Raw genomic sequence first — 26,358 nt, 5'->3', positions numbered from 1 at the left:
AATCAAGAAGTAATTTATCTTGATATTTATGGATAAGTTTATAAAGAAAAAAGACATATAAATAATGCCTTTTTTCTTTATCTTCATTTAACTGGATAACAAACTTCTGTAACCCACTTATTAGGATCCGATTCCATCGCTGGGCTCACATGATAAATATTAAACATCGGGCCTGCTAATTTGTAACCTTCTGTCTCAATCCACTTTGCCGCAGCCTCATTTACAGCTGTCATCTGTTCATAACTTCCATTAACTGTTATAGAAGCTACATTAGTCGATTCCATATTTTTAAATGTAACGTCTTTTGTATTTTCGTGCTTACCTAGAATACTTAGCTGTATTTCTATATCTACATCATTTTCTTTGTATTCACGATCATGGAAAACTGCAATACTATAACTCGGTTGGGCAATACTAATATTTTTCATTTGAATTTCTTGCATTAATACACTCCATAAATCACCTTCGCAATTATACGATGGAATAATCTTTCTAACACTAGCTACAGTTCTTTCTGGAATTTCTTTTATTGAAACATGATAATTCATCTCAACAACATCCTCTCTCATCGTTTTCATTGAGTCTTCGAGGAGACGTAATTGTTTTTGGAGGTTATTCATGTCTTCTTTAATTTGAGCACTACGATTTAAAAATTGCTCTTTTATGCTATCTATATTATCGCATTCTATTATTTCTTTGATGGTAGCAATATTAAACCCCATAGCTTTTAATGTTTGAATTTGATTTACCTTTTTTAATTGGTCAGCTGAATAAAATCGATATCCACTCTGCTCATCGACTTTTACTGGTTGTAATAATTCCACTTTATCGTAGTGTCTCAACATACGTATACTAATGGAAGATAGTTTCGAAAAATCCCCTATTTTAAACATGATTTCCTCCTATAAGTTACATCTACTTTGAAGCTCAACTTCATCATAAACAATGACATTATGTGAGGGTCAACTATTTTTAACGATTTAAATAACAATTTAACATGTTATATTTATATAATTAAAAACCTATATTCCTGTTTTTATGACTACTGCAATTGACAATCCATCACTAGTTATTTTTCTCCAGACATTCATAAACCGCCATCATATCTCGTTTATCCAACTCACGTATGCGATTAAAAATTGATATTTGCGCAACAGCTTCTGTTAATAAGCTTTCATCCACAACATCACTTACTTTTCCAGTTAACCACGTTTGTACATCCACGCCCTCAACAACTTCTTTTAACCCTTCGTCATTAATACCACTTGCATTACAAGTTACACATGGAATTGTTAGTTTAAAGACACCATCATGTAGATTATCTTCGGTTATCACTTTCTTACCTTTACAAAATGGACATGGATTACTTTTTTTAATTTTATTAATTTGAGTAACTAATTTTTTGTATCCAAACGCTTCGTATACATACGTAAGTTTTTTATATTTACCATTTGTGAAATACTTATCTATAATGGCTTCTCTCGTTTCATAAACATTAGGGAAATCACAAACAGTTACCTGATTATTAACACTAATGGATTCGATATTTCCTTTTATTTCGCTCCAGAATGGTAAGACATTTTGTAACACCATTTCATAGTTTGAAAAGCTTGCTTGTTCTAATTCAAACATTTTCAATGCAACTTGTGCTTTTCTTGGCAATAAAGAAACATCTTCCGTCAATACCATATCGCCACCAACAATAGACTTCAATGTAACAAGTGCCGGTAAATCACCAACTGTTTTCAATACTTTATTAATAGGCTGATTGATTATTTCACGAATATCTACGTTACCAAATTTAAGTGGCTTATGATGATTTAAAACCGTCCCCTCACAAATTGGACATTTCATCATTTTTTTTGAACTCTTAATTTCTTCTTTAATAGGTGCTTTTGAAATAACAATATATCCACCAATAATTGTATTAAATCCTACCCATGTTCTGCGTGTCTTTCCTTTTTTATCATAAAATGATTTTTCAAAATATCCGTACCAAAACGTATGCTTTTCTTCTTCTGACATATCATTATAGCTCTTTGACAAATCGTGACCAAGCTCATTTTTTATTTCTTCGAATAGAAATTCTATTTTTTCATGCTGATAAAATTTTAATACCTTCATGATTTCTGGATCGAATAGCCCATCCCAAAATGGAACACTTTTATCTTGAATGGCAATATCTTTATCAAAAACTTCAATTTGAAGACGTCCAGAACAAGATAGACAATGATTGTCCTGTGAATAGAAATCAAAACTTCTCGTATCTTTATTAATTGGATGAGCAGCTACAATATGATTAATTAATCCACCAATCTCATATAAGAAACTATATTGACTATATAAATGTCTTTCAAGATCAATAGCAATAACAGGTGCGATTGTATCAGATTCATATTCACCATAAATTAACCTAGCCATTGATGATAAACTTTTTAAAATACCGCCCTTATAAACATTTTCGGCATTTTTAAAATAGTTAATATGATTTTCTTCTAAATAGTGAACTCCTTTTTTCTGCTTAAGCATTGAAGAGATATTTATTTTCTTTGTGCTATTCACATTACTTTTTTGACGATAGTAATCCTCATGATTAACAACATCCAAATGCTCTACAGATTCATTCTGCCTTTTTCCAAAATCAACTATATAATCAGAGCTTTCTAACATGTAACGATTATGCTCAATCATAATGATAGAAACTGATTCATCTTGCAGAATACCTCTAATACTATCGATAAATTGATTTAAAATATTTTGTGATAAACCTTTTGAAGGCTCATCAAAAATGAATAATGTATGTGGATTTCTAGTGTTTGCAAATAATTCCGAAACTAAATGAACACATTGAAACTCACCTGTCGATAATGTTTGTGTTTTTCTCTCTAATGTTAAATAGCCAAGTCCTAATTTAATTAGTAGGCTCAAACGTTTATAAGCGATATCTTCATTTGGAAGTTCATCAATAATATCCTCAATCGAGCGCTCAAAAATATCATCAATGTCTTCACTATACTTTGTCAGTTTCTTTTTAATATCTAGGAAAGTTGCTACAGTTGATCGACTTGTAATTGATTGATTTCGGTCTTGTCCTACCATAACTAATTTATCTTTTGGATATCGTTTCAAAAAATCTGTAGCTAGACATTCGTTGACAAGTGTAGATTTCCCACATCCTGATTCTCCTGTAACTGTTACAAGCCTGTTTTTAGGAATTTGAAACTCCTCCATTTGGATATTACGGCAATATAAATCATAGAATGTATAAAATTCTGTTGGTATTTCTTTATTTCGATCCCACAGTATTGACTTTGGTCTTGGTGATTCTTCCACAATTTTCCCGCCATATTTTCCGCTACCAGGTCCAAAGAACAATTGCTCATCAGATGTATCTAGTACTGTATCTGAATGATCAATAAGCCAAATTTGATTTTTACACCCTAATCGTTTAATCTCTTCTAAAATTTGTAATAAAGTTTCATGATCAAGTCCAACTGAAATCTCATCAATAATAATTACAGCATTTTCACTTACTGCCATGAATTCGGCCAAATAAAGTCGTGTTAACTCTCCACCTGATAACGTACCCATAATTCGATTTAATGTTAAATAACCAATGTTCATATTAATAATATTTTGCAGTATATGCTGTTTTTCTTCACTAATATTTAACTCTTTTGCTAGTGAAAGAATAGATTCAACACTTAAATCATTAATATTTGAAATTGAATGTGGCTTGGCCAACAAATCAATTTCATATTGTTCAATTTCTTCACTATAACGTTTTCCCTTACATTTTTTACACTCAACATTTTTTGTAGTACCACGGCCTTTACAACCAGTACACCAGCCTAATTGATTATTAAATGAAAAGACCTCTGGAGAAAGATTAAAAACTTCAGCAAGTTTTTCCCGAATCTCTGTAAAAACACCAGTATGAGTACCAATCGTTGAACGCGGATTAGACGAAATCGATGATTTTCCTAGAAAAAGTACTAAAGGCATTTCTTCCATCTTAATGGCACTAAAATTTGTTTCCATAATGTTAGGAAATAAATATTGATATTCAGCCTTTGGTAATAAAGAAACTAATCGTTTTTTTGATTCTTCACCAATTGTTTGGCAAAAAGTTGTTTTACCCGATCCAGATAAACCAGCAATTCCAAACGATTTATTAAACGGTATAGTTGCATCTAATTTATTTATGTTATTAGCAATTAATTGATTTACTTTCATATTAACCTCTATTCTTATTTATTCACAAAAGCATTTTTACAATATAATAATTACATAATGAATATTACCTATTATGCAATTATCCTCTCACTTCATGAATCTTATCCTTGTATATTTCAAACCACAGTTGCCATTCATCTTTAGAAAATTCTTTCTCTTCTCCTTCTAAAACGAAAGAAAAAAGATTTAAACAAATATGCCAACCAGCTACATCTCTCGGTGTATGATCTGTTAATTCATGAATGTACTCTTTAAGAAGTAAAAGAGTACCATTTTCCTCATTATGTATTTCAAATCTGACACGGTCTTTATCCCAAGTAAATTCAAGTACTGAGTTTAGTTGACACTCTAAAATATCAATATTTATGAATGAACCGTCCATCATGTCGAACTTTATTATTCCAGCAGTTTTAAGGCTTTCAATCTGTAAATTGGGCATCCATTTTTTCAGCTTACTGTTTTCTGTTAATACAGACCAAACTTCTTCTGCCGTATATGGAAATTGGCGTTCAAATTTTACAATATATCCATCAGTTAGTTTCCTAATTTCAGCTATCATTTTGATTGTCTCCTTATATAGAATATATGTTCCCATTTCATTTTACACGAATATAAATATAAAATAAATATTTATGTCAACGAAGTGTTAATTTAAAGTGAATGGTGCTGAGAAAAACTTAAATATTTTCTAAATCGAATTATATAATATTGAAAATTAAATATAGATTTATGTACAAATAAAAAAGCCGCATTTGCGACTTATGAAATCATAGGATTAACTCCTTTTTTTGTTGAATGATTAGCGCTTAATCGCATCGACAATTAGCGATGGAAAACCAAGTTTATCGCCTTTATTTCTAGAATCATACCTTTTCGAACGGAAAATAACACCGTCGTTTGCATCCCATTCGTTGTAATAAAACCGACCATTTTCATCACAATATTCAAGTAAAACTACCTCGAATCCAGCAGTTTCAAACATTTTCGTTAATGTTATATAATTATGAACGATTTTATGACTTGCTGCTGGATGATCTTTCGGACCGGGGCCCCCTATTTGAACTATATTTTGATATGCCTCATCCTGAAAGAATGCATCAGGGACTCCGCACCGAATATGACCAGATGGTTTTAAAAATTCATAACAAATTTCAGCTGCTCTTACACCTTCTTCAAAAGTAAGGTGTTCCCATACATGCTCAGCTAAAATAGCTGAAATAGAGTTGTATTCAAATCTTTCTTCCCACGTAGCTTTATCTAGTAAGTTAAGTTCATCTTCTTGCGTTTGAATCCAACCTGGATTATTATTAAACACTCCAGCTCCGACAACTACTTTAATTTCGTCTTGTTTTATTGCCACCATGTTCACCTCTTAAATATTTTAATTCATTAATATATTCTATGTTTACTATTATCCTTCCTCCTTTAACAAATTTAGTACCATGAGTCCAGTACAATACCGAACTCATGTCCTAAAAACTCTCTAACGTAACGATCTGTCTAACTCTATAAAATTAGTTCATAATATACGATTTTTCTTACAGAAATATAGCACACCAAACATTAGCATAATACCAATTACGTAAAAAATTGTTGTTCCGCTCCCACCAGTATTAGGAATTACCCAATTATTCTTCGCATTTTTCACTGTTATTTTTTGTGTCTTTACTGCTTCTGTAATTTCTATTTCTATTGGATCCCTAAGTAACATATATCCGTTTGGCGCTTTTATTTCTTTTATCGTATATTTTCCAAGTACTAATTGACTGGAAATCACCTTTCCTTTTTCATCCGTTGTTAATCTAGCCACTTCTTTACCCTCTTTATCTAAGACTTGAAATATAGCGCCTTGTAGTTTTAAATTGATATCCTTATCATCAACTTTCTCAATTTCAAATTGTCCAGTCGGATCTGGTAATTTCTTATTTCCTATTTTAATTTCTACTACTGCATCTTTTTCTACTTTTACAGTTATTTTTTCTTTTAATAATTCGTAACCTTTAGGTGCTTCTACTTCCACTAAGGTATAGTTTCCTATTGGTAAGTCTTTTGATACTACTTCTCCTTCTTCATTTGTTACTAGTTCTCCAACTATTTTTCCTTTTGAATCTTCTATATGAAACTTTGCCCCTGCTAGTTTTTTATTTTTATCACTTATGTCTACTTTCACAAGCTTCATTTTCCCCATTGGATCTGGCAATTTCTTATTTCCTATTTTAATTTCTACTACTGCATCTTTTTCTATTTTTACAGTTATTTTTTCTTTTAATAATTCGTAACCTTTAGGTGCTTCTACTTCCACTAAGGTATAGTTTCCTATTGGTAAGTCTTTTGATATTACTTCTCCTTCTTCATTTGTTACTAGTTCTCCAACTATTTTTCCTTTTGAATCTTCTATATGAAACTTTGCCCCTGCTAGCTTTTTATTTTTATCACTTATGTCTACTTTCACTAACTTCATTTTTCCCATTGGATCTGGCAATTTCTTATTTCCTATTTTAATTTCTACTACTGCATCTTTTTCTACTTTTACAGCTATTTTATCTTTTAATAATTCATAGTCTTTTGGCGCTTCTATTTCTACAAGGGTATAGTTTCCTTTTGGTAAGTCTTTTGATATCGCTTCTCCTTCTTCATTTGTTACTAGTTCTCCAACTACTTTTTTATTTGAATCTTCTATATGAAACTTTGCTCCCACCAATTTTTTATTATCATTATTACTATCAACTTTTTTTATTTTTACTTTTCCAGTACTAGGCTTGTTCCAATGTTGCCAGTTAAATTTGAAATTGTGAAATTCAAATCCACCAGTTTGTTGTACCGCGCCGACAAATGCTTGTCCATTAATCGAGCCGCCTTTTGTTTCTAATACAGCATTTGGGGCAAACACACTCCCAACGACACCATATCCCTCTGTTGTAATTTTTTTCGCATTTGGAAAAACCCAAATCACTTTCCCGTATAGCTCAGTAAACGAGGAATTAGGAGAATATGGTTGTGATGTAGGAACTATATCTGTAGCCCTTCCAATATTGTTCGTGTCATATAGAATAGATCCATTTTTAAATGTAACCTCTGTTGCATCCGAATACATAACAATAAAATCTTTGTCCTTAGCATTTGGTAAAAATACATCTCTTATATCTAAATTAATTTTCCCTGTCAATTCTGATGAAACATAAATATTAGGATTGTTTATATCTTTTCCGATTCCATGACTCATATTTGGAATTGGGGTATTTGTTTGATATTGACCTGCATTTTTACTGACTTGGTTCACTATATTGCGAAATTCATTAAATTTCGCGTCAATTTCTAGTTTTTCTTTATAAACGATACGATCATAAGAGGATTGTATGATGCGATCTGGATCACTCTCTTTTGTCATTACTACTATTCCGTTTTGAATGATAAAAGATTCTTCTCTTGATTTCTTAAATTTTCCAGACAATAACAAGGACGGATATCCCTCATCAACCCATTTTTCACCTACTATATTAGATGTTCCCGCTGCAGCACCTACAATTGTATACCCCGATGCATCCATATCACCTTGAACTGCAATTGCTCCTTCAATGTCGCCACCTATTGCTTTATGGTTACCAAAGACAACTGCATTATAACGCGATATATCACCTAGACCTTCTAAGTTTGTCGTGGATCCATATGCTTCTTGTGGTACATATACGACAAAACTTACACTTAACATTAACAAAACAATAAAATGAATACTTACCAGCTTTAATCGTAGCCTCAATTCCTTTGTTCCCACCTTTACCGTATTTTTTCTATAGTCGAATAAAATGACATGTTTATCAATGAGGATTTACTTCATTCCCTATATACCTTCTTTACTTATCTCTGAATTTCCGGTCCCAATGTCCATTAATGCAGGATAAATAAATACATTCTATCGAGTTAACCTTTTCTTATAAATTACGACTAGAAACACACATAACAATAGGATTGGAACTATTACAGTCCACTTATTAAATATAAATATCTCTGTAGTCATTTTTTGTTTTTCTTTCTCGTTTAACTCCACACGCACACCTCGAACTAGCAATCTATTGGTGTTTACTCCATAAGGCGTACACGTAATTAAAGTTGTATAATCTTTATTTTCTACAATTTGTAGATCGTCCGTTTCGTGTGGTAATACTACTTTAATTTGATCTACTTTATAAGCAAGAACTTTGTCTAAAGAATGAATATAAAAGAGATCTCCTTCGCTCAACTTATCTAAATCTGTAAATAATTTTGCTGATGGTAAACCACGATGCCCTGTTAAAATAGTGTGCGTATTTTCTCCACCTATCGGGAGCGAAGAAAAATCTAAATGACCTATCCCGCGGCTCAATACTTCCTCAGATGTCCCTTGATAGATTGGCAGTTTTATATTAATTTTCGATATTTCAATATACCCCATTACATCTCCTAAATTTAACGCATCAGCATATGCTTGATGATTACTTTTTTTTTCAGAAAATGGATCAGTAAATGTTTTCGTGGAAGTGTGAACTTGTTTATTATATTCGGCTGCTTCTTTTTCCCTACGTTCGACTTCTTTCTTTTGTAGCGCTTTGATCTTCTTATCGTAAGAGCTAATCTCAGAATAATGTGCACGAGTCGCCAACCAATTACTAATAGTAGGATATAAAAAAACACCTAATCCAAATAAAAAAATACCTCCCAAAACAAGATTTCGTTTCATATTTCCACCTCTGTATATGCTTAAATATCGAAAAGAGGGAAGCATTTTGCTTCTCCCCTTTTCCCATAGTTACATGTTCCTAAAATCTTAATTATTAGCAAACTTTTTTCTAAAGAAAACAAATGCCGCTGTAACCATTAACGTAAGGCCTATTACAGTAAAAAGAGTCGTTCCTATGCCACCCGTTACCGGAAGAACCCATCCACTTTTATTATTTTCAATCGTTAATTTAACCGTTTGATTATTTTCGCTAATCTTTACATCAATGGGATCTTTTAATAATTGATAAGAAGCTTTTGTACCATCTTCTTTTGTATATGTTGGTGCTTTCGTTTCAAAAATTTGATAGTCTCCATATGGAATGTTAGACCATTTAATAACACCATTTTCATCTGATACACCTGTTACTTCTTTTCCTGCTACAACAACTATTTTTCCATTTTTATCTTTAAGTACATACTCTGCACCTTTTAATTTATTCTTATTAGCACCGTCAATTTTTGTTAACTCAATTATTCCAGTTGTCGGAACAACAACTACAGGTTTAGATTCCTTTTCTCCAATTACATCATTTTTATTTGTAAAATCAATTTTTGCTGTATTTAAAATTTCCGAACCAGATGGTACTCCTTCTTTTACTTGAGATTTAATTTGCAAATGAAATTCGTTTTTACCATCTAATTTTGTGAAATCTTTTACTGTAGCTGTTACTTTTTGACCTTCTATAGCTACCTCTACAATGCTTGCATTTACTTCTGCTCCATCAATTTTCACGATTGGCTTTCCTTGAATCACTAAACGATTATCCAAAGTATCTGTTACCACATATTTTTTGTATTCCTTAATGTCTTCTGGAATTAATGTTTTAATATCATAATTATAATTAGTTAACGGATTGATTGGTAACGCTTCCAATTTTCCGTTAATCTTTTTATCAATTATTGGTTCTTCATAGTTTTTCACTTCTAATTTAACTACTGTACCAGAAGTAAAAGTTCCATCTTCATTAATTGTTCCGGAGTTCTTAACAAAAAACTCACGTTTAGTTGGATCTATTACATAGCCTTTCGGAGCTTTTGTTTCTTGGAAATAGTATTCTCCATACACCAATCCTTGCACGCGAATATGACCATTAGCATCTGTTACTAACTCTTTTTTCACTTCTGTACCGTCTTTTTTAAATAAAGAGAATACTGCACCTGCTAATGCTTTTTCATTTACACCAGTTTTTATTAAATCCACTGCACCACGTTTAACCTCATTTTTAGGATACATGTGAACATCATAGTTTAGCACCTTACCCTCTTTATTCGTTAATGGGATATCCACTGTATACGTATTGGGATTTAGATTAACATGTGGAGGTCCTGCCACTTCTTTCACCTCATAACGTCCTAGCGGAAGATCTTTTAATACAGCTTGTCCGTTATCATCTGTTACTACTTGATTTGGAGTGGCTCCCATTACAGGTTTCACATCTTCTTTCACGATTTTCCCATCGTTTGAAATTTTTTCAAAAGAAGCAACCCTTTTCACTTCAAACGTTACACCTTTTAATGGTTTCGCATCTTTTGGCACCTCTTGATTTGCAGAATCGTCACCTTCTGGTCCCTGCGCTCCATCTTTTTCTTGTTCATACTTATGAATCGTTAAAGTACCTTTAGATGGTGAATCTGCCTTTACTAATACACTAGACCATGTAGAAAATGTTAAGAATAACACTAAAAGCACACTAAATATTTTTTTCATTTCTCTTATCCCCTTTACTACTTCTATCATTTTAAAAATCTCTTTATTACTATTACCTTCTTAAAAGCAATAGTGTGCCAAGTATCAGATTTAAACGAATAACATAAAACATAGTCGTCCAACAATCCATTGTTTACAATCACTTATTCACTTTTCTTATCTTCTATTATTACGTTGTCTCTCCACATGATATATGTAATTTTCTCCCCTAAATTACACGTATATCTCTACTTCAAAAATCATTACATTTGTTACATAATAGCTTTCACTGCTAATTTCGACTAGTCACTTACTGTCAATCTATTCATTTCTCACTTCCTATCCCTATTTAAAATCCAACCTTAATCATTTTTAATACATATAAGTAATAACCAACAAATAAGTGTGACGATTCATATTTTACGCTACTGTCCAAAACTATTACCTGTATATTCAAATAATATGTGCTATTCATGTTAAATTATGGTATTATTCTTAGAAGTTTATAACTTTTATTTATATTTTTTATTAATAAAGATTTTCCGTTTCTACTTATGAAAAAAGGAATATATGTTTATTTAACTATTACGCATAACTGTAAGGAGGAAGAATATGACTAAAAAGCTCAGTCTAGTTGAGATAGAGTACATTTGCAATATGTTTTTCCAATATTTTGAAATTCCAGTTTGTTTTTTAGATTGTAACAAAAATATTCTTTTAGAATTCACATCAAAAAGTGATTCACATTCGTTGTATACATCAAAAATAGAACAGTTACATGTGCTTTTTCAGAGAAATGATACATATAATTTCCCCATCTTCAGAACTCACGAACATCTAGGGCACTTCATTTTAATTCACATAAAGAGCGATTATATGGTGAACGGTACTGTTATTATTGGGCCCTTGGCACATGTAAATTTTTCTACAAGTAAAACGGATAGTAACCTTAATTTCATTCCAAATTATAAAAGAACAAGAAACCATTATTTTTCATTGTCAGTCAAAGATCAAAATTTCTTTGTAAATATGGCAATATTGTTCTATAACATTTTCTATAAAAAAATTTCAGATGTAAGCACCTTTTCAAATAACAGTGACTCACTTCATATAAGTCATAGCAGAATCTTAAACGAAGATGTATATATTTCAATGCAAAAAGACGAATCCGTTTATCATAATTTATATATAGAGCAGCAACTGCTTGGTTCTATAGAAAACGGGGATAAAGAAACCGTACTCAAATATTATTACGAATTCCAACAAGAGACTCTTTCATCTTTATCTTCATTCCATCAATTAAGACGTCATAAAAACATTTGTATTTCATCCATCACGCTCGCTACTAGATATGCGATAAAAGGGGGACTTCCATCTGGGATTGCTTACAAAATTTATGATTTACATATTCAAAGAACAGAAGATTTAAAAGACAAAGAATCTGTTTGGGATTTATTAAAAAATGCTTTTTGTACCTTTGCAGACCGTGTAAAGGCACAAAAAACACAGCAACATTCACAGACTATCGCTATTTGCAAAAACTACATTTTTAAAAATATTTACAATCCAATATCTGTTAAACAACTTGCTAAATTTGCAAATGTGAATTCAGATTATTTATCTATATTATTTAAAAAAGAAGTCGGTATTTCATTAATTGAGTACATTCAACGTGAACGAATCGAAGAAGCAAAGAAATTATTAACTTTCACCACCTATCCTTTATCAGACATATGCGCTTCGCTTAATTTTAGCGATCAAAGTTATTTCACTAAAATTTTTAAAAAATTCACCAATGAAACACCTGGTAAATATCGGAAATCTCATGTTGTCATTTAGAGTGAAACTTCCATTAAAACAAAATGTTTTCAGTAACTCATCAATGGCAGATTAGAAGCACTCCCAGATTCATGAACTATAGGATTTATGCTTTTTCCAAACCAAAAAACACGTTACTATTCTTTTATTTTAATGAGAATAGTAACGTGTTTTTTTATGTAATGTAGTTTTGTAGACAGAACATGATCCAACTACAAATTTTTATAGAAGCCAAATGCACCGCTTAACTACTAAAATCTTATTAAGTAAAAAATCCATATTTTGTTTTACTTACTTTCTACTTTATTTCTTTTGAATAATGAACTCTTTTCTTCAAACGAATGATCCCTACTATTATTTTTGTATCTTTCTAAATTTGCGAACAAAAGTGAGTACTGTGCCTGTAATAATCATCAATATGCCGATTGCTGCACTGTTAGTTGTACTTACACCCGTCTTTGGCAGCTCCTTATATGTATATTCTTTTTTATCGCTATTACTGTTGTTTGAGATATTACTCTTATTTTCCTTATTAGCAAGGCCATTAGCTTTGCTAGTTTCTTTATCTTTCACTAATACTTTTTGTATTGCATTTACCTCATTACCCACGGAATCTCTAACACTATATATTATTTCATAAGTACCAGCTTTAGTTGTATCTATAGTTCCTTCATACGCTACTTTAGAAATAAGGTCACCGTCCTCTTTATCCGTAGCTGATACCCCTACCAATGGATCAAATTGATCACCCTCTGTAATTGAAGTTGTAGCAGGTACTTTTAGTATTGGTTTATCATTTTTAACTTCTTCTCTAACTTTGACCGTTACAGTTTGCTTCGCCGTTACTTCATGACCTTTAGAATCTGTAACCGTGTACGTTAATACGTAAGTACCGGCTTTAGTTGTATCTACTTCACCATCAACTTTGATTTTAGAAGTGAGATCACCGTCTTCTTTATCGATAGCTAATACTTCTGCCATTGGAACAAATGAATCTCCTACATGAATTGTCGCTCCAACAGGCACTGTTAATTTAGGTTCTAAATCTGATGTTTCTCCATTTCCCTCTACAATTACAGTCTGTGTTGCCGTTGCATTCCGCCCTTGAGAATCAACAACCATGTATTCCACAATGTATGTACCTGGTTTTGAAGTATCTACATCGCCTTTATGCTTTACTTTATTTGTTAAATCACCATCTTCTTTATCAACAGCTTTTACATTTCTCATTGGATCAAACGTATCACCTACACGTAGTGTAATCGTAAACGGTACAGTTAACTCTGGAGCTTGGTTTTCTGCTGTTTTTTCGTTCTCTTTCACCGTTCCTGTAATTTTTGCCGCATCAAAAGCATTTTGGACTGCTTGAACTTCAATTGAGTTCGCTCCATATTTATTAGTTGCCACTTTAAGGCATGCCAATTTCAATTCAGAGAAATTAGAAGTCATATTTAATTCATCAGTATTTGCATAATAGAAAATATCAAACATTCTATCTTCACCAATACCATTTACATTTACACCGTTATGAGTACCACCTTGTGCCATTAAATACGCAACTTTATTAATAATACTTGAGTTAAAATGAACGCCTCCATAATCCTCTCCATTTAAATCATTATATTTACTATAATCATCCGGATACGGTAGTCCTTCTGAAAAATTAATTGCAGTTGGATTTTTCATATTACGAAAAGTCGATCCAGTTTGTTCTCCTATTGTCCAGTTAAATTCCCCATTATTTATGTATTTCTCTATAGCCGTTCCCATAATATCAGATAATGCCTCGTTAATTGCCCCAGATTCTCCTGAAAATTCAAGGTTAGATTCACTTGATGTAACTGCGTGTGTAAATTCATGACCGGCTATATCGAACGCTTTTACCATGGGATCTCCATATAAAAGCATACTAATGTTATTAATATTAGTACTAAATGCATTCTCCCAATTTTCAGGATCATTTGTTCCTCCAGAATCCCATGCATGTACAACTGAAACTACTTTTTTTCCTTTATTATCAAAACTATTACGCTTATATTTTTCTTTATAAAAATCGTATACCTTTGTTGCTAAGAAATGAGCGCTTACCGCCTTTGGATCATTAAATGTTGTTGAAACACTAGTTGCTAGTATACCAGGATAATAACTTTCTTCATTTGTAATATCTCTATAATTTACATCATATGTCTCAATTCCTTGTCCTCTTGTGTAATCAGCAAGCGCATAATTCCCACTGGTCTGTTTAGAAATACCAAATGTACGAGTTACGCCTAAATCATCTTTTCCTGTTCCAGTTAATGATGTAAAATTGCTAGTTTTATTTTCCTTAACGGATTCAACATACTCTTCACTTATTTTCAAACTTGATTCTTGTACCATATCTTTTAACATTTCACCATTATGAGCATTCACTAAATAAGTTCCAGATACATAATTTGGTGTTGTAGCAGCAAATGTAACTTGATATGCATTGCTAGCCTGCCCATGATTTTCATCAACAAAAATAACTGCCTTAACTTCTGGCTCAGAAATAAATTTAGTATCGTTTCCGTACTTTTTATAAATATATTGTTTTGCTTCTTCTTTTGATAAATTAATAGGTTTCTTTAAATCTTCTTGTGTTAAATTTTGTGCGCTAGCTCCTGAAATGCTTTTAATAATACCTTTTTTATCTACGTGAGCAGTCAACTGGTGGCCATATACTTCTTTTCCTTCATATATTTGTTGCATGCGCACAAGTGTAGTTCCATCATAAGAACCACGTTTTTGAAGAACCTTGTAATCTACTCCTGTTTCTGCACTAACTTGTTTTGGAGACAAAGCATGCTCCGTATTTTCCTTAAGTGCATCTTTCACTACATTCTCTGGTACCTTTTTTGATGGTTGTGTCAGATTACCTGTACGGAACGAATCCTCTTGAATTTCAACTTGCATTTGACCAGGTTCCTCTGCATGACCTACTCCATATGGTGTTACACTTGTTAAAACGAATCCTGTAGTTAATGCAACTATAGCTATTTCTTTTTTATTTCCCATGATATTTACCTCGTATAAATTTCTATTATTTATATAAAACTGCTAAAATGTATACAATCTATTCCTAACATAAAAAGATGACTTTTGTAATCAACAAAAGCCACCTCTTTAATATGTAATATCCCTAAAATGTTTTTAATACATAATTTCTATACAAAAAAGAAAAAAGCATTCATTAACGAGCATTTTGCAATACTTTTATTAGGTCATTTATATTTTCAACTTTTTGCTGAAACTGATCAAGTCTGCTATGTAGCAATGAAGGATTTTTATCTTCAGTTGAAATAACTTGTTTTAATTCGTTTTCTAATTTTTCATACATATCAAAGAAATTATCAAATTCTACACTTACAAGCTCTTCATTTTCGCGATAGAATCTTTTTGCTTCTATATAAGTCATATATGATTTATTTAAAAATCCTAATGAAATTAAATATTTAGAAGTGTTTTCTTGATAAATAGCAATATCACACGCTATTTTAATATCAGAATAAGTCTTTTGAACGAGACAATGCAATTCAAAAATCTTAAACTTTAATCCATTATTCATTTCATCCCCTCCCATCGTATCTATTCTACATAAAATTAGAATATTATACAAAGAAAATTATTAGCATGAAATTGACAATTTAAAAAATAACTTAAGGATAAACAAAATCCCTCTCATTATAAATTATAGTTGCGGAGCATTTACCAACATAACAGCAAAATAAAAAGCGAAAAGAATAAATCTTTCCGCTCTTAGAGTAATAAATACATTTCATATTGCGCTAAAGAATTCTTTTCAAATCCACATTTCTTAAGAAAACCTTCCAGTAAATTATTGTTAGGAAACCCAATTGATAAACTTGATAAATTTAATTCTTCTCTTGCTACTTGTAATAATTTCATCCCAACACCAATATTTCTATAATCTTTGTCTACGAAAATAAAACTAATTTTACCTTGTTTATTTACACATAGAGAGCCCTTTAAGTCATTATCGACATATGCACCATAAAATACATTATTTGTTTTTTTGATATAATCAATATCATTTTGCCAATTTATATGGAAGTTTAACCATTTCTGAATTTCATCTTTAAAAGTTGGAAATTCTAATTGTTTTACTTCAATATCCTTACAATCTTTATTCATTATTTTAGTCAAATCATTTAAATTATAATAAGAAAGATCGTACACTTTTTCATAGCCCAACTTATTATAAAAATGAATCGCTCGGTCATTTCCTACAATGACTTCGAGAAAAAGTTGCTTACATCCATGTTGAATCGCCTCTTCTTTATGCAGTTCAAATAATTTTTGACTCACACCAATACCGCGGTAATTAGGATGAACCGCTAATGTTCCACAGCGCATAGTCTTAATACTTTCATAATCCTTTATACCACCTAGTATTACGCCAACAGGTTTGCCTTCTTCTAAAGCAAGAAAAGAATGTTCTAGCAAATTACCTTCTGGTCCCAAAAAACGTTGTATAAAATCCCCTTTTGAAACTTCCTTTTTAATAATGTAATCTGAAAATCCAACTTTAAAAGCTTCATATACTAAATCAATATTTACATCACTACACCTTTTATATTGAATCATAATATAATTATGCCTCCAATTACTTATGTTAAAACCCTCTAACTATCTATTATTTACTACATTAATCTCATAAACACGTAAAAAGGCAATTAAATGCTCACATGCTCTTTCGCATGCTAGCATTTTAAAGATTTTTTGTTCTTCTTTCGTTTTATCATTTGCTTGATCTGAAGCAGCTTTTAAACAGAGAAATGGTTTTTTATTTATTTGACACACATAGGCGAAAGCTGCTACCTCTTGATCAACTGCCAATGCTCCATATACGGTATGGAGTAAATATCTCATTTCTGAACTACGAATACGTTGATCTCCGGATAAAAATGTACCGAAATGTATTGGATCATATGATCGTATTTTTTTTATTCTTCTTACAAGTGATTTTGTTGTTTCAATAGGTGCTGTTCTACCGTTATATAAATTAAAAACATCTTCCCCTGAGCCAGCTGCAGTAACATCGTGTTGTATTGCGTTTAGTGCCACTACAATATGACCGTTTTTCACCTTGTTTGATAAACTTCCGCATATTCCTGTCATAAACAACTCATCTGGCTGAAACTCACTAATTAACAATTGTACACAACTAGCGCAGCTTACTTTACCGACACCAGTAACAACTGATATAATTTCCAGCTCATTAATAGTATGAAAATGAAATTCCCAAGCTGCTCTTTTTTCAACACGTTCACTCGGATAATGTTGATGCAAATACGTCAGTTCTGGTTCCCATGCAGATACAATTGCAATACGTTTCATTACACGCTTCACTTCCCCTATTGTCATTTAAATAAGTTATCTATACTTTCTCGTTCATAATCTGGAATCCATTCTTTGTATTTCTTATATGAATCTCGTATTATTTCTTTATTCTTCGCAATTACTTCACATCCTCTATCATCATACATAAACATCACAATATCTTTCTTTGCATTTATGAGAAATACATCTGGATAAGAGATTTCTTTTTTTCGTCCAAATCGAAGATACAGATCAGAAAAATCCTCATGATTAGCAGCTTGTATCAGCGGTTCATATTTAATATCTTTCGCAAGACATTTAAAAGAAAATTGATATGTACAATATAAAGTGAAACTTTAATCAGTGGTGCTCTTACTGCCCGGCAAATAGCGGGATAAATCTGCTTCTTCATCTTCAAATAAAAACGGTAACGTTTCTTATCTTATATGAAATCTTAAATCTCTTTTCTTAATATATTTATTGTATATATTTATTTTCTGTGGAGTTTTTATGTTTTCCTTTTTAAATCTATAAACATTTGTCACTACAAACACTACATTTTCTTTTGAAAATATGTCTTCAAAGTTGAGAAAAGTATTCCATATTTAAATCGTCGGTTCCTTCTACAATTTGATATTTATCTTTTCCGAAATCAAAATGTAAATGATTTTCCCACTGAGAATATAAGTAGGATCCTAATGTAACTCCTGGAAATGTTTGATTCATATATTCTTTTAACTGCATTTCCTTGTCCTTTCTACTGTACAATTCTTTTTAAATCCCAATATGCTTCTTCTAGCCACGGATGTATAACTTTCAATGTATCTTTCCTTTCCCACAAATATGAAATATATACAAAAGCTGCTTTTTCCAAAGATTTTCCCAATTCTTTTTTTATTTCTATTAAATATGGTGGTGTCCCTTTTTGATCCCATTCTATTTTATCTGCAACAAATAATACTAAATCCATCTTCGTTGCATGTTTACGCAACGTTGTATGGCAACAAATTGCATTTAAAATCTCTTCATCTTCGACTTTAAATATTTCTTTTGCGATTACCCTCGATAATTTTTGATGAATAATCATAGGAAACTTTCTTTCCGCTTCCACTATTGCTACACCAAATTCTTCAGCAACTGCAATCCGCTCCTCGTTTGGAAAAATGCCACTAATATCATGTAAATATCCTGCAATTGCTGCTTTTTCTTTATCTACGTGAAACTTTTCTGCAATCTTTTTTGCCTCATTTGCCACACGAATTGAATGTTTATATGTAAACTCTTTATTATATTTTAGTAGAAAAGCTTTAATATCATTGTCTATTTTTCCAGTTGGAGTAAATGAATATATATCATTACATAACATAGAAAATCCCCCTTATAACTAACTTTCATTATAATGTAGAATCTAAATATCCTTGTTATTTTATATTCGTTATTAATCTTTTTACTCCTTTTTAATACGTTACATGAAATTTTATACAGAATCATCGCTACAAGTACATAAATGTTTGATATTATAGTAATGTTGATGATTTGTAAGGAAAGGAACTACACAATGAATAAAAATATATTAATTATTGATGATGATAAAGAAATTGTTGAATTACTTGCTGTTTATTTGCGAAATGAAGGCTATAACATTTATAAAGCTTATGATGGCGATGAAGCATTGCAAAAGGTTTCTACATATGAAGTTGACCTTATGATTTTGGATATTATGATGCCAAAACGAAACGGATTAGAAGTTTGTCAGGAAGTGCGTGAAAATAATACTGTACCAATTCTAATGCTTAGTGCAAAAGCAGAAGATATGGATAAAATATTAGGCCTTATGACAGGTGCTGATGATTATATGATCAAACCATTCAATCCATTAGAATTAGTAGCTAGAGTGAAAGCTTTATTACGAAGATCCTCTTTCCAAAATGCTACTTCGCAAAAGAATGAAGATGGTATTATTCGTATTCGCTCTGTTGAAATACACAAACATAATCATACAGTTAAAGTAAATGGAGAGTACATTAAACTAACCTCTATTGAATTCGATATTTTATATTTACTTGCGAGTAATACAGGAAGAGTATTTAGTTCAGAAGAAATTTTCGAACGCGTTTGGAATGAAGATGGTTATGGTTCAAATAAGACGGTAATGGTCCATATTAGCAACTTACGAGATAAACTTGAAACAGTAATAAATGGAGAAAAATTTATTCATACTGTTTGGGGAGTTGGCTATAAAATTGAGAAATGAAGCATTTGATATATTAAAAGATATTCCTAAATGGAAACTTATTTTTTGGCTTTTATTAGCTATCACACTCACTCCTATTACTGAACTAATTATTTATCGCCTCGTTACGAGTGTAATTGAAAGTTCACTTACTCTAACCGAACTCGGTAAAGAATTCATTCGAATTTTTGGTTATGAAAAGTATAAAGGGATTAAAGAGTCTTTATGGATGATGATTGTATCTTATTTGTTTTTATTTTCTATTTTTTCATCCTATCTTTACATTTTTTATCGTCACGAGAAAAAACTTTATTATGAAACTTGTATAAAAAAAATGATAGAAGAAATTCGTTATATTGCAAATGGAAACTTCAATCATAAAGTTTCTATTGTAAATCATAATTATCTAGAAGAATTAGCAATCGGGGTCAATGAAATTGTTGAACAATTAAAAGTCTCAATTGATGAAGAAAGACAAGCGGAACAAGCAAAAAGTGAACTTATTACAAATGTATCACATGACTTACGCACTCCCCTTACTTCTATAGTTGGATACGTAAATTTAATCCATCATGATAATTATAGAGATGAAGTGGAATTGCGATACTATATTCAAGTCATTTACGATAAAGTAACTCGTCTTAATGCATTAATGAATGACTTGTTCGAATATACACGTGTTCAAAATAAAGAATTAAGCTTGTATTCTGTTCCTATTGATATTGTAGAGTTACTTGGACAATTAACTGTTCAATTCCGCATACAGGTTCAAGAAGCTAATATAGAATGTCGGCCTTCTTTCCCGTCTCAAAAGCTCATGGTATTAGCTGATGGTGACAAATTAGTGCGTGTGTTTGAAAATCTTATTATAAACGCTATCGCTTATGGAAGCGAAGGTCGCTATATTGACCTTACTGCTTATGAAAGTAATAATATGATTACAATTGATATAACAAATTACGGACAACCTATTCCTAGTACGGATTTACCTCATATTTTTGAACGTTTTTATCGCGTTGAGAAATCTCGCTCTACAAACACTGGTGGATCTGGACTTGGATTAGCAATTGCAAAAAGTATAGTCGAATTGCATAAAGGAACAATTGAAGTATATAGTGATGACGAAAAAACAACATTCACTGTAAAACTACTCCCATACAAATGTTAATGTTACAAATAAAAAGTTCAATTTCTTACCATATAAGAAATTGAACTTTTTCCATAATTACCCTAAATTTAATAATCCTTTATAATTCTTTAGAAATTCTTTACCTTTTCTTTCTTCCTAATTAAGCATTCCTTTTTACAATACTATTATTGATGTCATAATAGGAGGATCGCTTATGCAATTCTTAAAGAAATTCGCTATTTTATTATTATCTTTTTTTATTACTGCACTTATCGTTTTATATTTTTATCTTTATGTAAATGGTCCGATTATTCAAGCTAAATCAGCTATTTTAATAAATGCTAATTCAGGTGAAATTGTTTATAAAAAAAATGAAGAAACCCCAGTACAATCAGCTGCTTTATCTAAATTAATGACAGAATATATCGTATTGGAGCAACTAAATGATAAAAAGATACAGTTAGATGACTTCGTACAAATAAGTAACGAAGTTTTCCGAGTAGAAACAAGCCCTATACAAGTAACATCGAATGATAAAACAACGGTTCGTGATTTACTTCATGCATTGCTACTGGCAGGGAATAATCGTTCTGCACTCGCTCTAGCAGAACACATTGCTGGAAATGAAGATAACTTTACAGTATTAATGAATAAAAAAGCAAAAGAACTAAAGTTATTACAACCATCTCCATTTCTAAACTCTACTGGAATTAATAATAATACAAATAAACAATCAACTACAACAGCGATAGACGCAGCTAAACTAGCAGCACGATTAGTAAAAGATTTTCCAGATGTATTGAATATTACGAAACTAACCTCTTACCAATTTACCTTCAAAGATTCCCAGGTTTTCAATACGAATAAAATGATATATTCCCTTAATGAAAACATTAAACTTCAAGGTGTTGATGGCTTACAAACTAGTTTTTCAACTAACGGTAATTATAGTTTTGTCAGTACAGCAAAACTTGGAGATACTAGACTAATTTCAGTAATATTAGATGCAGATGAAGAAAACATTTCATTTATTGAAACAAAAAAGTTGCTACAGTATGGTTTTGATCCTTCCTCGTACTCTGCACTCCAAGCTTTTAAAGACGCCCTTACATCTTGGACAATATTGCTTCAGTTTAAAAATTTAATTATACAAACTATAATGATTTTTTTAATCATTACCACCTTAATGTTTTTACATATACGTCAGAAAAAATCCGAGGATTTCAATTAAGAAATCTTCTTATATATAGAACCGACTTGCGCTTGAGATGCAAGTCGGTTTTTAATTCTATCATCCTCTTCCAAGCAAATTTGCTGAAACTGGTTGCAAGTTTAACTCTCTCGCCCATATAGATAGCTGACCAATATGATAAATTTAATATCCCATTACATGTCTTAAAACCTATGTTTTTTGAGGCATACATCCATCTCTGTTTCCTTTCGTTGTGTTCGTTTGTTTAGTTTAAATGGGTTAATCTATTAATTCTATTAAATCCAACAATTGAACTATTACACTTTAAAGTTCTACTCATATACTATAGTAGATTACTAGAAAGGAGGCTTAACTATGGATAGTTGCGTTGTATTTGTAAACGGACAACCTTTTTTAGTTCTTTCAGTAGCTGGTATTGAAATTGCTAGATTAGAGATTTCCCTTCAAGTAGCATTAGCTCTAAGAGTGCTTGGGATACCAATCTGTGATTAATTACCAAATTAATAAAAAAAGAGGGCATTAGCCCTCTTTTTTTATTTTCTTCTCACCTTTTCTTAAAAACAAACAAAATTTAAATTTTATTTTTTATATTGTAATGAAAATCCGAAAAATTAACCCATTTTATTCAATAAAAAAGAGCTCCACCCATACCTCATTATCCGTTTCTAAAAAATTAGAATTCGATTAATTACAAGAAAATTTAAATATACGAACGTTACATAAAATACTTGTTAGAATAGCTGTCCCTCACACTATTTATTTCGCCGACGTTATATAATCAAAGCACACAATGATTAACTTTTTATACGGCTTATTTTAAGTGTGCTAGCATTCTAGGCTAGATGATCATGACTGCAAAAAAAACTTCAAGTTCTCGTTTATATAAATCAGATAACGCTTTCACTTTTTGAATCGATTGATAATCTTTAAATTGCGGTTCTCTATCTTCTTATCCTTGAAGAGCACTAATCCAACTATACTCTACATCTACAATATGAAATAATGTTTCTAACATACCCCCAGTTTGCAAAGTAAATCTTCCTCTGAAAGTTGTTCACACCACTTAAACCAATCATCTCTTACTTGCCAATTATATTGAAATAAAGTGTACACATTTATCTCTCTCTTACTTCAATTATCCACCTAACAGCATCTGTTATACATTTAACCATTAACAATCACTTCTCTTCGGCCAAGTTCCTCTACAGCGTGATTAATTATTTCACTTACAGATAAAGAACCATCCAATATGATATCTGAATTCGGCTTAACAGTATGAATTGCCTCTAAATAAGCTTTTCTCGCATATGTCATGTAATGTTCCAAATCATTATGTATTTCATCTATTGTACCTTCCTTAAAATCTCGCAAAATCCTTCTAGCCATCGCAATATCTAAAGGCGTATCAATAAATATAGTTACATCAATGAATTTTCGCATCTCACTATTTAAGTATGCAAAAGGATAATCTACAATAATATAGTCTAAGGTATTATTTTGTATAAGTTGCTCAATATCATGAATTAATGGTGTTAATACCCACTCGTCGTAATTCGCCCCATCATCAATCCATTTACAAATATCAGCAGGAGAGTTATCAAATGTATAACTATCAAAATATAGAGCTTTTGAGTTTTTAAACTTATGCTTTAATCTTTCTGTAATTGTAGTTTTACCTCCTCCCGAAACAGCTGCAATTGAAATTATTTTTGTTTTATTATCCACTATACCCACCAAACCCCTTTATTAACATAATATAATTATAAATTACTATCGTTGCTACTTCTTCCATTCATATTCTAACATACTCATTTCCCATAAATTCCAATACGTTTCTCCTACTCTTTTTGACTCTCTTAATAAGCCTTCTTTTACAAACCCTATTTTTTCGTAACATGAAATGGCCGATGTATTAAAATCATACACACCAAGAGTTACTCTATGTAGTTTTAATTCGTCAAAAGCAATATGAAGTACTGCTTTCATCATATGTTTTCCTATAGAACGTCCTCTCATCTTCGTATTACCAACTAATACTTTTCCAATTCTAGCGGACTTATTAATATTATCTATTTGCCCAAGCGAAATATGTCCAATAACGTCTGAAGTCTCTTCATCTACCACTTTGAAAGCGAGTGTATTTGCACTTTCTATATACTTCTCTAATTGCTGTTCGTCTAAAGGAAATGTGAATGCATTTCCTGACCATTGTATTAGAAATTCTTCGGAATTAATCCAATTTATTAATTGTTTAAAATCAGATTTCTTAAAGCTTTCTAGTTTAATCACTTCCTTGCTCCTTTCGTACATCATGCTTTATAACCTCAAACTTATTTCTATATAAAGAATATATTCTCCTTTTATATAAAATTAAAATAAAGCCATTCATGTGAATGGCTTTACAAAAAAGCAGCATAATTATGCTTTGTTTGCTACATCAATACCATTAAAATCAAAGTCAGCAGTAACCGTTGTAACCGGTGGGAAAATTGCTTCAATTTTGCAAATGGAAATAATTACTCCAACCGATCCAGGAATAGCCGCAAGCCTAACTACATCACAACTTACAGACGAAACAGTACCTACATAAGTACGTCCCTCTGTATTAATTTGAACTGTTCGATTAATTAATTTCTTAAGTTCATCTCTAATTCCTTGTACACAAGAATTATCACATTTCTCATGCTGTTCTTTTTTACACTCTTCGAATACTTCCCAACAATCATCTTGTTTACATGTACACTTCTTTTTACAATTATTAAATCGAGAACCCAATACCTCACCCCCTAATCCTTTCTATTAGTAAAGTATGTCCACTAGCTTAAAAGGGTACGAGGCAAACACATAAAAAGAAAAAAACAAACAATTGTACCAAACTTTCTTTTCATTATTCATTATAAAAACAGACTTCTCCTAATTAAAAGCTTTTTAATGAGCGGCCGTGAATTTAGTCCTACTCCATTTAATGTTTAGACACCACTTTCTAAAACAAACCTTTTTTCTTTTAAATAAGACGCCCCTTAAAAACACACTAGATTTCCCCATTAACTCACATATACATAGACTTTATTTGTGGATTTCCCATTTTTCATTGTGAAATATACATTTAAAAAGCGTACTCGAAAATAAGATATTATTTGTAATCAGAACATTTTCTTCAACAAGTGTTTATTGAAAAATACCATAACTAGTAGTAGTTCTCTCCACTTTCTCTTAAAAATTAGCATAGTTTGTATGAATTCTATATCGAGTAGAAGACACTCTATCATATAAAGATAAAATAGTAGGTTAATAAACAAGCCATTTTTTTATTAAAACATAGAATAATATGAACACTATTGAAAGGAGGTAGAAATAAATGTCCTGGAAAAATGATTGCTGGAGTTCTCAGAAAAAGCATTGTTGTGATGATTGGTGGAAATCTAAAGAAAAGCATCATTGTGATGATAATTGGAGTTCTCAGAAAAAGCATTGTAATGATGATTGGTGGAAATCTAAAGAAAAGTGTCATTGTGATGACGATTGGAGTTCTCAGGAAAAACATTGTAATGATGATTGGTGGAAATCTAAAGAAAAGTGTCATCGTGATGATGATTGGAGTTCTAAACGAAATAAGTGTCGTTGTAAATGTTTCTTTATTTGTTGCCATTGTAAAAGAAAAAATTGGTAATATTTTTAATGTCAACGTAAAGGAAAGAATATGTCTTTTGGAACCAATCGGACTTTTCCGGAAAGTTGATCCCTCACCTACTTCCTTGCTTTTGCTGAATTTTTAGATGGGGGCATTACTGCCCGGCAAATACTAGAATGTAATATATAAAAAGCTGACTGCTTATAGTCAGCTTTTTATATATTAACACGTAAAGGTTTAAACAGACATATAAGCAGTCACGCTTTGTCATCACCTTGTTGTTGTAAATTAGTAT

General features: G+C 31.3%; 21 protein-coding genes and 3 pseudogenes. 6 read left to right on the top strand and 18 right to left on the bottom strand.

Going from position 1 to position 26,358, the window contains the following annotated elements:
* Positions 1-83 precede the first annotated feature (83 nt).
* The 7 genes from V7S45_RS12320 to V7S45_RS12290 all read right to left on the bottom strand — a co-directional run bounded on the left by V7S45_RS12320 (position 84) and on the right by V7S45_RS12290 (position 10,699).
* On the bottom strand, positions 84-893 hold the full coding sequence (locus V7S45_RS12320; protein WP_025688582.1) for a MerR family transcriptional regulator: 810 nt from the start codon (positions 891-893) through the stop codon (positions 84-86).
* A 172-nt stretch (positions 894-1,065) separates the two neighbouring features.
* Positions 1,066-4,236, bottom strand: a complete 3,171-nt coding sequence (locus V7S45_RS12315; protein ID WP_342761847.1) for an ATP-binding cassette domain-containing protein — start codon at positions 4,234-4,236, stop codon at positions 1,066-1,068.
* Between the two features lie 79 nt (positions 4,237-4,315).
* Positions 4,316-4,795 (bottom strand): SRPBCC family protein, encoded by a 480-nt coding sequence (locus tag V7S45_RS12310; RefSeq protein ID WP_025688578.1) that lies wholly within the window; start codon positions 4,793-4,795, stop codon positions 4,316-4,318.
* A gap of 240 nt (positions 4,796-5,035) precedes the next feature.
* A complete protein-coding gene (locus tag V7S45_RS12305; protein ID WP_000225721.1) occupies positions 5,036-5,599 on the bottom strand; it encodes a hypothetical protein in 564 nt (187 codons plus the stop codon).
* A 156-nt stretch (positions 5,600-5,755) separates the two neighbouring features.
* Positions 5,756-7,993, bottom strand: coding sequence for a SpaA isopeptide-forming pilin-related protein (locus V7S45_RS12300; RefSeq protein ID WP_342761846.1), 2,238 nt, complete (start codon positions 7,991-7,993; stop codon positions 5,756-5,758).
* Between the two features lie 153 nt (positions 7,994-8,146).
* Positions 8,147-8,950 (bottom strand): class C sortase, encoded by an 804-nt coding sequence (locus tag V7S45_RS12295; protein ID WP_088344674.1) that lies wholly within the window; start codon positions 8,948-8,950, stop codon positions 8,147-8,149.
* 87 nt (positions 8,951-9,037) lie between these two features.
* Positions 9,038-10,699 carry a SpaA isopeptide-forming pilin-related protein gene (locus V7S45_RS12290; RefSeq protein ID WP_342761845.1) on the bottom strand — a complete coding sequence of 554 codons (1,662 nt, stop codon included), beginning with the start codon at positions 10,697-10,699 and terminating at the stop codon, positions 9,038-9,040.
* Positions 10,700-11,290: 591 nt separating this feature from the next.
* Here V7S45_RS12290 and V7S45_RS12285 point away from each other — a divergent pair.
* Positions 11,291-12,517: a helix-turn-helix domain-containing protein gene (locus V7S45_RS12285; protein ID WP_025689561.1), complete on the top strand. Its 1,227-nt coding sequence runs from the start codon at positions 11,291-11,293 to the stop codon at positions 12,515-12,517.
* A gap of 333 nt (positions 12,518-12,850) precedes the next feature.
* Here the strand turns inward: V7S45_RS12285 and V7S45_RS12280 are convergent, their stop codons facing one another.
* From V7S45_RS12280 to yqeK, 6 genes and pseudogenes are all read right to left on the bottom strand, one after another.
* Positions 12,851-15,532, bottom strand: coding sequence for a M4 family metallopeptidase (locus tag V7S45_RS12280; RefSeq protein WP_088344636.1), 2,682 nt, complete (start codon positions 15,530-15,532; stop codon positions 12,851-12,853).
* 175 nt (positions 15,533-15,707) lie between these two features.
* On the bottom strand, positions 15,708-16,082 hold the full coding sequence (locus tag V7S45_RS12275; RefSeq protein ID WP_001059024.1) for a hypothetical protein: 375 nt from the start codon (positions 16,080-16,082) through the stop codon (positions 15,708-15,710).
* A gap of 191 nt (positions 16,083-16,273) precedes the next feature.
* On the bottom strand, positions 16,274-17,122 hold the full coding sequence (locus tag V7S45_RS12270; RefSeq protein ID WP_025689564.1) for a GNAT family N-acetyltransferase: 849 nt from the start codon (positions 17,120-17,122) through the stop codon (positions 16,274-16,276).
* A gap of 42 nt (positions 17,123-17,164) precedes the next feature.
* Positions 17,165-17,902 carry a 5'-methylthioadenosine/S-adenosylhomocysteine nucleosidase gene (mtnN, locus tag V7S45_RS12265; RefSeq protein ID WP_000151939.1) on the bottom strand — a complete coding sequence of 246 codons (738 nt, stop codon included), beginning with the start codon at positions 17,900-17,902 and terminating at the stop codon, positions 17,165-17,167.
* Positions 17,899-18,601: pseudogene (locus V7S45_RS12260) on the bottom strand (DUF3885 domain-containing protein). The gene mtnN and the pseudogene V7S45_RS12260 overlap by 4 nt, the downstream one beginning before the upstream one ends.
* Positions 18,602-18,614: 13 nt before the next feature.
* Complete coding sequence (gene yqeK / locus V7S45_RS12255) at positions 18,615-19,223, bottom strand: bis(5'-nucleosyl)-tetraphosphatase (symmetrical) YqeK (protein ID WP_025689453.1); 609 nt, start codon at positions 19,221-19,223, stop codon at positions 18,615-18,617.
* A gap of 192 nt (positions 19,224-19,415) precedes the next feature.
* On the opposite strand from yqeK, the gene V7S45_RS12250 reads away from it, so the two are divergent.
* From V7S45_RS12250 to V7S45_RS12240, 3 genes are all read left to right on the top strand, one after another.
* The gene (locus V7S45_RS12250) at positions 19,416-20,111 is read left to right on the top strand and encodes a response regulator transcription factor (RefSeq protein ID WP_001038807.1); all 696 of its coding nucleotides are present in this window, start codon (positions 19,416-19,418) and stop codon (positions 20,109-20,111) included.
* Positions 20,101-21,258, top strand: coding sequence for a HAMP domain-containing sensor histidine kinase (locus tag V7S45_RS12245; RefSeq protein ID WP_001243312.1), 1,158 nt, complete (start codon positions 20,101-20,103; stop codon positions 21,256-21,258). Before V7S45_RS12250 ends, V7S45_RS12245 begins: the two co-directional genes overlap by 11 nt.
* A gap of 175 nt (positions 21,259-21,433) precedes the next feature.
* Positions 21,434-22,450, top strand: coding sequence for a serine hydrolase (locus V7S45_RS12240; protein WP_001160045.1), 1,017 nt, complete (start codon positions 21,434-21,436; stop codon positions 22,448-22,450).
* 60 nt (positions 22,451-22,510) lie between these two features.
* Here V7S45_RS12240 and V7S45_RS12235 read toward each other — a convergent pair.
* Positions 22,511-22,621: pseudogene (locus tag V7S45_RS12235) on the bottom strand (damage-inducible protein DinB); the annotation flags it as partial.
* Positions 22,622-22,786: 165 nt separating this feature from the next.
* On the opposite strand from V7S45_RS12235, the gene V7S45_RS12230 reads away from it, so the two are divergent.
* Entirely contained in the window at positions 22,787-22,924 is a 138-nt protein-coding gene (locus V7S45_RS12230) for a DUF3956 domain-containing protein (RefSeq protein WP_000376554.1), read from the top strand.
* A 373-nt stretch (positions 22,925-23,297) separates the two neighbouring features.
* On the opposite strand, the pseudogene V7S45_RS12225 reads toward V7S45_RS12230, so the two are convergent.
* From V7S45_RS12225 to V7S45_RS12210, 4 genes and pseudogenes are all read right to left on the bottom strand, one after another.
* Positions 23,298-23,545: pseudogene (locus V7S45_RS12225) on the bottom strand (DinB family protein); the annotation flags it as partial.
* Between the two features lie 51 nt (positions 23,546-23,596).
* Positions 23,597-24,157, bottom strand: a complete 561-nt coding sequence (locus tag V7S45_RS12220; RefSeq protein ID WP_000369206.1) for an AAA family ATPase — start codon at positions 24,155-24,157, stop codon at positions 23,597-23,599.
* 54 nt (positions 24,158-24,211) lie between these two features.
* Complete coding sequence (locus tag V7S45_RS12215) at positions 24,212-24,745, bottom strand: GNAT family protein (RefSeq protein WP_000990082.1); 534 nt, start codon at positions 24,743-24,745, stop codon at positions 24,212-24,214.
* Between the two features lie 105 nt (positions 24,746-24,850).
* Positions 24,851-25,207, bottom strand: a complete 357-nt coding sequence (locus tag V7S45_RS12210) for a hypothetical protein (protein WP_000535577.1) — start codon at positions 25,205-25,207, stop codon at positions 24,851-24,853.
* A gap of 563 nt (positions 25,208-25,770) precedes the next feature.
* On the opposite strand from V7S45_RS12210, the gene V7S45_RS12205 reads away from it, so the two are divergent.
* Complete coding sequence (locus V7S45_RS12205; RefSeq protein ID WP_170879447.1) at positions 25,771-26,208, top strand: hypothetical protein; 438 nt, start codon at positions 25,771-25,773, stop codon at positions 26,206-26,208.
* Positions 26,209-26,358: the final 150 nt, after the last annotated feature.

The sequence above is a fragment of the Bacillus sp. BR3(2024) genome, assembly GCF_039134555.1.
In the GTDB taxonomy this organism is placed as follows: domain Bacteria; phylum Bacillota; class Bacilli; order Bacillales; family Bacillaceae_G; genus Bacillus_A; species Bacillus_A cereus.
Note: the sequence above shows the minus strand (reverse complement) of the source record. Positions and strands in the feature narration are given on the sequence as shown.